This is a genomic window from Kitasatospora sp. A2-31, assembly GCF_022288725.1.
GTDB lineage: Bacteria > Actinomycetota > Actinomycetes > Streptomycetales > Streptomycetaceae > Kitasatospora.
Window position 1 is genome coordinate 341,856 of record NZ_JAKNTA010000008.1, and the last position, 12,095, is coordinate 353,950.

General features: G+C 74.8%; 10 protein-coding genes. 7 read left to right on the top strand and 3 right to left on the bottom strand.

Annotation, left to right across the window (positions count from 1 at the left end):
- The first annotated feature begins 139 nt into the window (after window positions 1-139).
- Complete coding sequence (gene htpX, locus MCM47_RS24015; RefSeq protein ID WP_238863752.1) at window positions 140-1,003, top strand: zinc metalloprotease HtpX; 864 nt, start codon at window positions 140-142, stop codon at window positions 1,001-1,003.
- Window positions 1,004-1,103: 100 nt separating this feature from the next.
- Here htpX and MCM47_RS24020 read toward each other — a convergent pair whose 3' ends face one another.
- The gene (locus MCM47_RS24020) at window positions 1,104-2,561 is read right to left on the bottom strand and encodes a PLP-dependent aminotransferase family protein (RefSeq protein ID WP_238863753.1); all 1,458 of its coding nucleotides are present in this window, start codon (window positions 2,559-2,561) and stop codon (window positions 1,104-1,106) included.
- Here MCM47_RS24020 and MCM47_RS24025 point away from each other — a divergent pair.
- The gene (locus tag MCM47_RS24025; RefSeq protein ID WP_238863754.1) at window positions 2,560-3,561 is read left to right on the top strand and encodes a DMT family transporter; all 1,002 of its coding nucleotides are present in this window, start codon (window positions 2,560-2,562) and stop codon (window positions 3,559-3,561) included. The genes MCM47_RS24020 and MCM47_RS24025 overlap by 2 nt on opposite strands.
- Window positions 3,562-3,643: 82 nt before the next feature.
- Here the strand turns inward: MCM47_RS24025 and MCM47_RS24030 are convergent, their stop codons facing one another.
- On the bottom strand, window positions 3,644-4,108 hold the full coding sequence (locus MCM47_RS24030; RefSeq protein WP_308222427.1) for a hypothetical protein: 465 nt from the start codon (window positions 4,106-4,108) through the stop codon (window positions 3,644-3,646).
- Window positions 4,109-4,442: 334 nt separating this feature from the next.
- On the opposite strand from MCM47_RS24030, the gene ctaD reads away from it, so the two are divergent.
- The 4 genes from ctaD (at window position 4,443) to MCM47_RS24050 (ending at window position 8,209) form a co-directional block, all read left to right on the top strand.
- Window positions 4,443-6,101 (top strand): cytochrome c oxidase subunit I, encoded by a 1,659-nt coding sequence (gene ctaD, locus MCM47_RS24035; RefSeq protein ID WP_238863817.1) that lies wholly within the window; start codon window positions 4,443-4,445, stop codon window positions 6,099-6,101.
- Between the two features lie 154 nt (window positions 6,102-6,255).
- Window positions 6,256-6,681, top strand: coding sequence for a BlaI/MecI/CopY family transcriptional regulator (locus tag MCM47_RS24040; protein WP_238863755.1), 426 nt, complete (start codon window positions 6,256-6,258; stop codon window positions 6,679-6,681).
- A gap of 3 nt (window positions 6,682-6,684) precedes the next feature.
- Window positions 6,685-7,689, top strand: coding sequence for a M56 family metallopeptidase (locus tag MCM47_RS24045; RefSeq protein WP_238863756.1), 1,005 nt, complete (start codon window positions 6,685-6,687; stop codon window positions 7,687-7,689).
- 118 nt (window positions 7,690-7,807) lie between these two features.
- Window positions 7,808-8,209, top strand: coding sequence for a YccF domain-containing protein (locus MCM47_RS24050; protein WP_238863757.1), 402 nt, complete (start codon window positions 7,808-7,810; stop codon window positions 8,207-8,209).
- A gap of 133 nt (window positions 8,210-8,342) precedes the next feature.
- Here MCM47_RS24050 and MCM47_RS24055 read toward each other — a convergent pair whose 3' ends face one another.
- The gene (locus MCM47_RS24055; RefSeq protein WP_238863758.1) at window positions 8,343-10,559 is read right to left on the bottom strand and encodes an MMPL family transporter; all 2,217 of its coding nucleotides are present in this window, start codon (window positions 10,557-10,559) and stop codon (window positions 8,343-8,345) included.
- A gap of 258 nt (window positions 10,560-10,817) precedes the next feature.
- Here MCM47_RS24055 and MCM47_RS24060 point away from each other — a divergent pair, with 258 nt between their 5' ends.
- Complete coding sequence (locus MCM47_RS24060) at window positions 10,818-12,092, top strand: sensor histidine kinase (protein WP_238863759.1); 1,275 nt, start codon at window positions 10,818-10,820, stop codon at window positions 12,090-12,092.
- Window positions 12,093-12,095: the final 3 nt, after the last annotated feature.

The window sequence follows — 12,095 nt, forward strand, 5'->3', positions numbered from 1 at the left end:
CCCCGGCCGGCCCCGGTGGGTGCGGTGCGGCGGTCACCGGCGAGGTCACAAGGGAACAAGGCCCACGGCCCCACCCGTTGAGCGGGCAGAGGGACGAGGCAGAGAGGGCTTCCCCACCGCACCATTGGAGGGCCTTGCCGTGCACCGCCGGCACAACGGACTGAGGACCGCCGCACTGCTCGGCGGCCTCTCGGCACTGATCCTGCTGATCGGCAGCCTCTTCGGCCGCACCGGATTCGTGATCGCCCTGGTGGTGGCCCTCGGCACCAACGCCTACGCGTACTGGAACAGCGACAAGCTCGCGCTGCGCGCGATGCGGGCCCGCCCGGTGAGCGAGATCGAGGCGCCCCGGCTCTACCGGATCGTCCGCGAGCTCTCCACCTCCGCCCGGCAGCCGATGCCCCGGCTCTACATCTCGCCCACCCCGGCGCCGAACGCCTTCGCCACCGGCCGCAACCCGCGCAACGCGGCGGTCTGCTGCACCGACGGCATCCTGCAACTGCTGGACGAGCGCGAGCTGCGGGGCGTGATCGGGCACGAGCTGAGCCACGTCTACAACCGGGACATCCTGATCTCCTCGGTCGCCGGGGCGCTCGCCTCGGTGGTGATGTTCCTGGTGAACTTCGCCTGGCTGATCCCGTTCGGACGCAGCGAGGACGACGACGGGCCCGGTCTGTTCGGGACGCTCGCGATCATGATCCTCGGGCCGCTGGCGGCCTCGCTGATCCAGCTGGCCGTCAGCCGTTCCCGCGAGTACCAGGCCGACGCCGACGGCGCCCGGATCACCGGGGACCCGCTCGCCCTGGCGAGCGCGCTGCGGAAGCTGGAGGCCGGCACCCGGCAGCTGCCGCTGCCGCCCGAGCCGCAGCTCCAGACGGCCAGCCACATGATGATCGCCAGCCCGTTCCGGCCGGGCGAGGCCGGCGCCCGGCTGTTTTCGACGCACCCGCCGATGGCGGAGCGGATCGCCCGGCTGGAGCAGATGGCCGGCTACCGGCGCTGAACGCCCGCCACCCGCGCCCGGCCCACCCGCGCCCCGCCACCCGCACCCGGCCCACCCGCCGCGGCCGGGGGGCCGGGCGGGCCCGGGGGCGGTTCCGGGTTCAGCCGGCGGCGGTCTCCTCGTACGCCCGGCGCAGCCGGTGGACGCCCTCGGCGGCGTGCGCGGGGCTGTCCACCCCGGCGTAGCTCAGCCGCAGGTGCGGGGCCGGCGGCTCGGCCGCGTAGTAGGGGCGGCCGGGGGCGACCAGGACACCGGCCCGGAGCGCGGCGGCGGCGAGCGCTGTCTCGTCGGTGCCGTCGGGCAGCCGGAGCCAGAGGTGGTAGCCGCCCGGCCGGTACGCGCCGAGCAGACCGGGGAGCTCGCGGCGCAGCGCGGCGATGGTGGCGGTCCGGCGGTCGCGCAGCTCGGCGCCGAGCGTGCGCAGGTGGCGGGCCCAGCCGGGGTCGGCGACCAGCTCCAGCGCGGCCTCCTGGAGCGGCCGGGAGACGAAGAAGCTGTCCACCACCTGGGTGGCCCGCAGCCGCTGGCGGGCGGGACCGCGGGCGGTGAGTGCGCCGACCCGGAGGTTGGGCGAGGCCGCCTTGGTGAGCGAGCGCAGGTGGACCACCACGCCGTCCGGGTCGTCGGCGGCGAGCGGGCGGGGCAGCGCGGGGGAGTCGGAGTGCACCAGGCGGCGGGCGAAGTCGTCCTCGACCACGAAGGCGCCGGCGGTCCGGGCGATCCGCAGCACCTCTGCCCGCCGCTCGGCCGAGAGCACCGCGCCGGTCGGGTTCTGGAACAGCGGCTGGCAGACGAAGAGCCTCGCCCGGGTGGCGTCGAAGGCCGCCGCCAGCAGGTCGGTGCGCACGCCGTCCGCGTCGACCGGCACCGGTACCACCCGGAGTCCGGCGGCCCGGGCGGCGGCCAGGGTGCCGGGGTAGGTCGGGGACTCGACCAGGACGGGGGCGCCGGGGGCGACCAGCGAGCGCAGGGCCACGGTCAGCGCGCTCTGGCCGCCGGCGGTGATCAGCACGTCCCCCGCGTCGAGCGGCCCGCCGTTGCCGCCGATGTCGCGGGCGAACCAGCCGCGCAGTTCGGTCAGACCCTCCACCGGCGGGCGGTCCCAGGCGCCGGGGCGCCGTCCGGCCCGGGCCAGTGCGGCGGCCAGCAGGCGCTCCGGCAGCAGCGAGGCGTGGGGGTAGCCGCCGGTGAGGTCGACGACCCCGGGCGCGGGGACGTTCAGGGTGGCGAGCAGCGGCTCCGCCGCGGGGGTGCGCGGGCCGTCGGCGCTCAGCGCCACCTCCTGCCAGGAGAGGTCGCCGGAACGCCCCGGCGGCGGGGCGGTGGCGGGCGCGGTGGGCGGGGCGAAGGCGGCGGCGCGGAAGACCCCGGCGCCCGGCCGGGAGACCACCAGGCCCTCGGCGGCCAGCACGGCGATCGCCCGGGAGACCGTCACCGGGCTGACCTGGTGGCGCTCGACCAGCGCCCGGCTGGACGGCAGCTTCCGCCCCTCCGGATAGCGCTCCACTTCCCGTCGGAGGATGTCGGCGAGTCCGGTGACGCTGCTACGCTCGTTCATGACGGCACAAGATAGCGCTACTCAGTCCCTCGCGATAGCACCCGAGCAGCCGGCGCCTGCCCCCGGAGCCCGCGCTGCCGACGGCGCCCCCAGCCGCAGCCGCTCCTCCCGCGTCAGCGGCTCCTCCCGCGGCGGCCGTTCCCCCAGGAGCTCCGGCACCGTGCTGGCCGGGCTCGGGGTGCTCTCCTTCTCGTTCAGCTTCCCGGCCACCGCCTGGGCCCTGAGCGGCTTCGGTCCGTGGACGGCCACCGGGCTGCGCGGGGTCCTCGCCGGGCTCCTCGCCGCGGTCTGCCTGGCGGCCGCCCGGGTCCCGGTCCCCGAACGCCGCCACTGGCCCGGCCTGCTGGTGGTCTCGGCCGGCTGCGTGCTGGGCTTCCCGCTGCTCACCACGCTGGCCCTGCGGACCTCGTCGACCGCGCACTCGGCCGTCGTCATCGGGGTGCTGCCGGTCGCCACCGCCTCGATCGCGGCACTGCGGACCGGCCGGCGGCCGTCCCGGGCCTTCTGGGGCGCGGCGCTGACGGGGGCGGCGGCGGTACTGACGTTCACCCTGATGCAGAGTCACGGCCGGCCGACCCTCGCGGACCTCTACCTGTTCGCCGCGCTGCTGGTCTGCGCCGCCGGGTACGCGGAGGGCGGGCGGATCTCCCGGGAGCTGCCGGGGTGGCAGGTGATCGGCTGGGCGGTGGTCGCGGCGCTGCCGGTCACGGTGCTGACCACCGCACTGGCGCTGCCCGCGGAGCCGGTCCACCCGGGTGCGAAGGCGGTGGCGGGGCTGGCGTACACGGCGGTGGTGTCGCAGTTCGGCGGGTTCGTGGTCTGGTACCGGGGGATGGCGGCGATCGGCGTGCCGAAGGCCAGCCAACTCCAGCTCGCGCAGCCGCTGCTGACGCTGGTCTGGTCGGTGCTCCTGCTGGGCGAGGAGCTGCCGGCTGCGGCGCCGGTCACGGCGGTGGTGGTACTGGTCTGCATCGCGGTCACCCAGCGCGCCCGCAGCTGAGGCCGGGACGGCCGCCGCGCCCGCGCCCGCGCCCGCACCCGCACCCGGGCACCGGGTGCGGGCGCGGCGCGGTGGCGGACGGTCAGGTGTTCTCGGGGCGGTAGACGCAGAGCGCCCAGATGATGAAGACGTCCGCCGCGATCACGATGATCGACCAGAACGGGTAGTACGGGAGGTCGAGGAAGTTCTCCAGGGCGCTCAGCGCGACGACCGCGACGGCGGCCCAGCGGGCCCAGCGGGCGCCCGAGAGGAGGAAGCCACCGATCAGGGCGACCACCGCGCCGATGATGACGTGGACCCAGCCCCACCCGGTGAGGTCGAAGCGGAACACGTAGCGCGGGGTGGTGAGGAAGACGTCGTCGTCGGCGATCGCCATGATGCCGCGGAAGGCCTCGAAGAAGCCGTTGATCAGCATCAGGACACCGGCGAAGACGACCAGCCCGGGGGCCCACTCGCCGAACCGGTTGACCGAGGTCGGCGGCGGTGGCTGCCCGGTGCCGGAGCGCCAGGGCGGGGGTTGGTCGGGGGTGGGCGACGCGCTGCTCATGGTGCTCCTCCTGGGCCGTGCGCCGGGGCCGTGGGTGCGGCCGCACGGAGGCGACGCGCCGGGGCCCGGAACGGGCGTACGGAAAGGCGTTCGGACTTCGACCGTCCGCCGAACCCGGGCGCCGGGCAATCGGGCGCACCTGTTCGGGTGACGGGCTCCGCGCGCCGCCGGGGCGCGCGGAGCGGGACTGGTAGTGGTTGTGCGACCACTGTCCGGGCCCGGTCCGCCCGCTCCGGCGGGGCCGCCGCCCGGCCCGAGCACGGAGGCGCGCCGCGTGACTCTTCTGCCGAAGGACGACGTGGAGGAGGCCGCGCGTGCGCCGCGCTCCTCCCGGCTGGCCCGCTTCCGGGCGGCCGCCCGCCGCCGTCGCGGCCGGGCGCTGGTGGGCTGGCTGACCACCACCGACCACAAGCGGATCGGCACCCTCTACATCACGACCTCGTTCCTGTTCTTCCTGCTCGGCGGCCTGATGGCGATGCTGATCCGGATCGAACTGGCCCGCCCGGGGATGCAACTGCTCGACAACGCGCAGTACAACCAGCTCTTCACGATGCACGGCACGATCATGCTGCTGATGTTCGCGACGCCGCTGTTCGCCGGGTTCGCCAACTGGATCATGCCCCTGCAGATCGGCGCGCCGGACGTGGCCTTCCCCCGGCTGAACGCGCTCGCCTACTGGCTCTACCTGTTCGGCTCGCTGATCGCGGTCTACGGTTTCCTCACCCCCGACGGGGCGGCCGACTTCGGCTGGTTCGCCTACGCGCCGCTGAACAGGGCCGAGTACACCCCCGGCCTCGGCGCCGACCTCTGGATCATGGGCCTGGCCTTCTCCGGCTTCGGCACCATCCTGGGCTCGGTCAACTTCATCACCACGATCGTCTGCTTCCGCGCCCCCGGGATGACCCTGTTCCGGATGCCGATCTTCGTCTGGAACGTGCTGCTCACCGCCGTGCTGGTGCTGTTCGCCTTCCCGGTGCTCGCGGCCGCGCTGCTCTGCCTGGAGTCGGACCGCCGGTTCGGCTCGCACGTCTTCGACGCCGCCAACGGGGGCGCGCTGCTCTGGCAGCACCTGTTCTGGTTCTTCGGGCACCCGGAGGTGTACATCATCGCGCTGCCGTTCTTCGGCATCGTCACCGAGGTGATCCCGGTCTTCAGCCGCAAACCGGTCTTCGGCTACTCCGGCCTGATCGCGGCGACCATCGCCATCACCGGTCTGTCCATCACGGTCTGGGCGCACCACATGTTCGTCACCGGGCAGGTGCTGCTGCCGTTCTTCTCGATCATGACGATGCTGATCGCGGTGCCGACCGGGGTGAAGTTCTTCAACTGGATCGGCACCATGTGGCGCGGTTCGCTGAGCTTCGAGACCCCGATGCTGTGGACGGTGGGCTTCCTGGTCACCTTCCTGTTCGGCGGCCTGACGGGCGTCCTGCTCGCCGCGCCGCCGATCGACTTCCACGTATCGGACTCGTACTTCGTGGTGGCGCACTTCCACTACGTGGTGTTCGGGACGGTCGTGTTCGCGATGTTCGCCGGGTTCCACTTCTGGTGGCCGAAGATGACGGGGCGGATGCTGGACGAGCGGCTCGGCCGGATGCACTTCTGGACGCTGTTCGTCGGCTTCCACGCGACCTTCCTGGTGCAGCACTGGCTGGGCGCCGAGGGGATGCCGCGCCGGTACGCCGACTACCTGGCCTCGGACGGCTTCACCACGCTCAACACCGTCTCCAGCATCGGCTCGTTCCTGCTGGGCCTCTCCACGCTGCCGTTCCTCTACAACGTCTGGTACACCGCCCGGTACGGCGAGAAGGTGACGGTGGACGATCCGTGGGGGTACGGGCGGTCGCTGGAGTGGGCCACCGCCTGCCCGCCGCCGCGGCACAACTTCACCACCCTGCCGAGGGTCCGTTCGGAGTCGCCGGCCTTCGACCTGCACCACCCCGACCTCGCCGCGCCGCAGCGGCGGCGGACCGCCCGCGAACCGCTGGTCTGAGCGGGGGGCGGTCCGGCCCGTCCGGTGTCCCTCCGGTGTCTCTCCGGCGTCCCTCCAGTGCCCGTCCGGCGCCCCTCCGGCGCCCCTCCGGTGCCCGTCCGGCGGCGCCGGGCGGTCCGCAGGCGGTCCCCGGGCGCTCGTTAGGATGGCCGCCATGGCAGAGGAGACCAACGCCCCGGCGGCAGGGGACCCGCGGGGCCGGCGGCGCGGCCAGGGCGAACTGGAGGCCCAGGTGCTGGCGGTGCTCCAGCGCGCGCCCGGCCCGGCCACGGCCGGCTGGGTCCAGGAGCACCTGGACGGCGACCTCGCCTACACCACGGTGATCACCATCCTCTCCCGGCTGCACGCCAAGAACGCCGTCTCCCGGAGCCGTTCCGGCCGCTCCTACCTCTGGCAGGCCGCCTCCGACGCGGCCGGCCTGGCGGCCCTGCGGATGCGGCGCGTCCTGGACGGCGAGCCCGACCGGGACGCCGTGCTGGCCAGCTTCGTCACCGCTCTGCTGCCGCACGACGAGGAACTGCTGCGGGCCCTGCTGGACAGCGCGTCCGCCGATCCGGCAGTGGCCGACCGTGAGAGCTGACCCGTGGGCGTCTTCGTCTTCCTCCCGCTCGTCCTGCCGCTGACGGCGGTTCCGATCGCCCGCCTCGCCGAGCAGCACCTGCACCCGCGCGGCGCGGCCCGGCTGCTGACCTCGATCGGCGCGGTGATGGCGCTGTGCAGCGCCGTCTGCCTGGGGCTGACCGGTGTCGTGGGCACGGCCCAGATCCCGGGCAATCCGCTGCCGGACAGCTGGTCCGACCCGGAGGTCCGGGCGGCGCTGCCGTACCACGAGACGGTCGGGACGGCGGCGATCTGCCTGCTGGCCGCGGTGGCCGCGGCCTGTCTTCGGACGGCCGTCCGGCACCTGCGGGTCCGCGCCCGGGCCCGCCGGGCGCTGGGCCGCCGGGCCGTGGCGGGCGGGGGCGGCGTGAGCGGCGCGGGCGGCGTCGCCGGCGCGGGTGCCGCGGCCGCAGGTGCGGCGGACGCCGACGACGTCGCCGTGCTGCCGGACGCCAGCCCGTACGCGTACGCGCTGCCCGGATCGCCCGGATGGGTGGTGGTCTCCACCGGGATGCTGGCCGGCCTGGCCGCCGACGAGCGGGAGGCGCTGCTCGCCCACGAACGGGCGCACCTGGAGCACCGGCACCACCGTTACCTGCTGGCCACGCAGCTCGCGGGCTGCGTCAACCCGTTCCTGCGGCCGCTGCAGCAGGCGGTGGCGTACAGCGCGGAGCGCTGGGCGGACGAGGAGTCGGCCCAGGCCGTGGGCGACCGGCGGGTCACGGCCCGGGCGGTGGCCCGCGCCGCGCTGGTCTCGCACCGGGCCCCGGTGCCCGGCTTCGCCGCCTTCGCCGCTCCCGGGCCGGTGCCGCGCCGGGTGGCCGCGCTGCTCGGCCCGGTGCCGGCCGCGCGGAACTGGCCCCCGGCCCACTCCAGGGCGGGCGTCGCCGCGATGGTGGCGGCGATCGGGACGGCGGCCTCGGCGCTCTGCGCGGTCAACGCGGCGGTGGCCCTGTTGCTGGTCCTGAAGGCCGTCACCCCGCTGTAGCGGGCCCGGCCGGCTGACCTCGGCGGGCCGGCGCCGGGTCTCCCACCGAGTGGACACGCCCCCGGGCGGGGATGATCGGAGGGAGGAGCTGACCGTACACCGCGAGAGGGTGCTCGCCATGAAGGTGCTCGAATTCGTCCTGAACGCGATCTGGCTGATCTTCTGCGGCATCTGGATGGCGATCGCCTACGCAGTGGCGGGCATCGTCTGCTTCATCCTCATCATCACGATCCCGTTCGGCATCGCGGCCTTCCGGATCGCCGGCTTCGTGATCTGGCCCTTCGGGCGGACGACCGTGGAGCGGGCGGACGCGGGGGCGCCGTCCTGCGTCGGCAATGTGGTCTGGCTGGTCTTCGCCGGCTGGTGGCTGGCGCTGGCGCACATCGCGACCAGCATCCCGCTGTTCCTGTCGATCATCGGGATCCCGTTCGGATGGGCCAACCTCAAGATGATCCCGATCTCCCTGATGCCGCTCGGACGCGAGGTCGTCTCCACCGACGAGAGATGGGGCACCTACTAGCCGTCACGAGCGCTGATGGCCGACGAGGGCGGAGATCCTCGTCGGCCATCAGCGTTCGCTCTGTTCGGGGCCGCTCAGCGTCAGCCGACGGCGGAGCGGTGAGGGTCCGGCGTCCACTGGCCGCCCGGACCGGTCAGGGGATGAGGGCGCGCGTCGGAGACGGGGCGGTGGGGGTAGCGGGGGCGGTGGGAGTAGTGGGGGCGGTGGGGTGGTGGCGGGTGGGGCGCAGGGGCCACCAGAGGGCGCGGCCCAGCAGGGTGGCCAGGGCCGGGACCAGGGCGAGCGAGAGGACGACGGCGGAGAGGAGGATGCCGAGCGTCAGCGCGAAGGCGATCTGTGCGCTGCCGGGGGTGGTGGCGAGGGTGGCGAAGGAGCCGGCCAGGACCAGGCCGGCGGTGGCGACGGCGGGCGTGGTGTGGCGGACGGCGCGGGCCACGGCGGCGCGGGCCGGGCCGGGGTGGTGCATCTCCTCGCGGATCCGGTCGGTGATGAGGATGTTGTAGTCGGTGCCCAGTGCGACGACGAACAGGAACAGCACCAGGGGCAGGGTGAAGCTGACGCCCGGCTCGTCCAGCACGTGCTGGAACAGCAGGGTGGCGGCGCCCAGGGTGGCGGCGAAGCCGAGCCCGACGGCGAGCATCAGCACCACCGGGGCGAGCAGGCTGCGCAGCAGGAGCAGCAGGATCAGGGCGATGAGGGCGGCGGCGACCGGGAAGACGACCGCCAGGTCCTCGTCCACGGCGACGGAGATGTCGGCGAAGACCGCCGCCGTGCCGCCGACGTGGGCGCTCGTCCCGGCGGGCGTGTGGGCGGCGACGGCGGCGCGGACGGGTCCGGAGGCCAGGTCGCGGGCCCGTGCGCTCTGCGGGTCGGCGGTGAGGAAGAGGTCGATCCGGGCGGCGCGGCGGTTCTCGTTCAGGGCGGTGGCCCCGACCTGGCCGACGCCCTCGGTCCTGGCGAGGGCGCGGGACAGGCCGTCGAGCCGGGCGGCGTCGAGGGTGCCGCCGTCGTTCGCGGTGACGTAGACGGTGGTCGGGTCGGACACGCCGGCCGGCAGGGCACGGGCGATCTCCTTGGCGGTGGCCGCGGCCGCCGTCCCGGAGTCGCCGCCCTGGCCGTAGTCCATCCGGATCCCGGTCATCCCGGCGGCGAGGGCGCCGAGCAGCGCGACGGAGCCGAGCAGCAGGACCATCGGACGACGGGCGACCAGGGCGCCGTAGCGGGCGGCCGCGCCCGCCCGCGGCTGCCGGTCCAGGCTGCGGGACGGCCAGAACATCTTGCGGCCGCAGGCGGCGAGCAGGGCCGGCATCAGGGTGAGACTGCCCAGCAGCATGATCAGGACGGCGACGGCGATCGCCGGGCCGAGCGAGCGGAACTGCCCGAAGCTCGCCACGCCCAGGGTGGCGAAGGCGGCCACGATGGTCAGTGCGGCCGAGGTGATCGCGGTGCCGACCCGGCCGGACACCTCGGCGGCCGCCTCCCGGGCGGGCTGGTCGGGCCGGGCGCGCAGGTGCTCGCGGAACCGGAAGAGCAGGAACAGCAGGTAGTCGACGCCGATGCCGAGCAGTACCACGGAGATAAGACCGGGGGTGGAGACGTCCAGCCGCAGGCCGGTGAGCGTCGCGGCGCCGGCCACCGCTCCGGCGGCCACTCCGCCGATCATGGCGACCGCGAGCAGCGGCAGCACGGCAGCGAGCACGCTGCGGAACACCAGCACGTTGAGCAGGACGATCAGCCCGGTGACCAGGCTGCTGCCGATCAGCGTGGCGACCCGGTTGTCGTCCGCGCTGTCGGCGGCCTCGGCCAGTGCGCCGGTGAACCCGGTGCGCATCCCGGCGGCGGCGAACTGCGCGCGGGCTGAGTCCCGGAAGGTCCGGTAGACCTCCTGGACGCCCTCGTCCACGGCGCTGCCGGTCAGTTCGACGGAGAGCAGCTCGAAGCTCCGGTCGGGCGCCGTCGTCGCCGGGGCGATCCGGGGGGTCTGCGAGCGGTCGGGCTTGAGGAACGCCGGCTCGTCCTTCTCCCTCGGCATGGTGACCCGGCGCTTGCCGAGCTCCGCCGCCTCGGCCTCGATCCGCCGCCGGTCGCCGTCGGTGAGTGCCTTGCCGTCGCCGCGGGCGACCAGCACCGTGACCGTGGTGGCGTCGGGCTCGACCCCGAACTGATCCTCGGCGATCCGCAGGGCTGCGGCCGAGTCGTAGCTCTTCGGCAGGAAGTCACCGGTCTGGGACTGGGTGACCCGGCCGAGCAGTGTCGGGCTCAGCGCACTCAGTGCCAGTCCCAGCACCGCCCAGAGGGCTATGACCTTCCAGGCGTGTCTGGTGGAGAATCCGGTCAGTGCGCGGATCACTGTGCCCTCCGGCTGATGGACGCGAACGTCGGTCGGGTCGCCGGGGGTTCCCGGCAGGGTTACAGACCATCAGGCGAAGGGGGTGCCCGGCGTCCGGGCAGCGGACGATCCAGGGCGGGGCCCCCGCTCCCCCGGCGGGCCGGAACCGGGGACCGTGCTCCTGGTCCGCCCGCCCGTCCTCGCCCGCAGGGACCATCCGGGGCCGGGCGGGCCGGTGCCAGAATGGGGCGTCAACGCTGCTCAGCCGGGAGGACGGGAATGAACGGGCGTCAACGCCCCGGGGAGGCCGTGGGCGAGGTGCCGCGCGAGCGCGGGGACGGCCTGCCGTGGACCCAGGCGGACGCGCTGGTGGCCGTCGGAGCCGGCATGCTGGACCTGCTCGCCCGTCTGCTCGTCGGCGAGGTGGGGGGCACCCGCGGCGTCGGCCTGCCGGGTTTCGTCCTGCTCGTGCTGTCGGGCGTGCCGCTGCTCGCCCGGCGCCGCCACCCGCTGCGGACGCTCGCCGTCGTCCTGGTGCTCCAGTGCGCGATCGACCTGTCGACCCCGATGGGCATCCACTTCGGGGCCGTCCTGACGGTGGCGGTGTACTCGGTCGGCCGCAACCGCGCCTGGCCGGTCACCGCAGCGGCCGTCGCGGCGACGGCGCTGGTGACGATGCTGAGCCAGAGCGACTTCCCGGTGCCCTCCGTGGAATCGGGCGTCGCGGCCGTCGCCTCCGCCACGCTCGTGGCCGGCGGCGGCCTCGCGGTCACCCGCTGGCAGCGCGAGGTGGACGCCAACCGCTGGCTGCTGGCCGAGCGCGCGGTGGCCGAGGAGCGCCGCCGCATCGCCCGGGAGTTGCACGACATCGTGGCCCACCACATCACCACCATGCAGCTGATGGCCGGCGGCGCCCGGGCCAACCTCGCCGACCGGGAGGTGGTGCAGGAGGCCCTGGTCACCCTGGAGTCCTCCGGGCGGCTGGCCCTGCGCGAGATGCGCCAGCTGCTGGACGTTCTGCGGGCCGGTGACGAACCGGACGCCGCCCCCGCCTCGCCCCAGCCCGGGGCGGACGACCTCGACCGGTTGGTCGACGAGTCCCGCCGGGCCGGGCTGCCGACCGCGTTCACCGTGCGCGGGCCGCGTCGGCCGCTGCCGCCGACCCTCGGCCTGACGGTGTTCCGGATCGTCCAGGAGAGCCTGACCAACGCGCGCAAGTACGCGGGGCCGGCCAGCGCGTCCGTCCTGCTGACCTACCGCGCGGACGGGATCACCGTCGAGGTGCGCGACGACGGCCGGGGCGCGCCGTCCCAGGACGCGGGGCACGAACCGGTGCGCGGCGGGTACGGCCTGATCGGCATGCGCGAGCGGGTCGCCCTGCACGGCGGCGCCCTGCGGGCGGGGCCGCGGCCGGAGGGCGGCTTCGCCGTGGTGGCCGAGCTGCCGCTGGCGCCGGAGGAGACGGCCGAGGCGGCCGTCCAGAGCGGGGAGGCGGACGCGGCGACGGCCGGGCACGTCGGCGGCGGGCTGCGCGGGGAGGCGGTGTACCGGTGACGG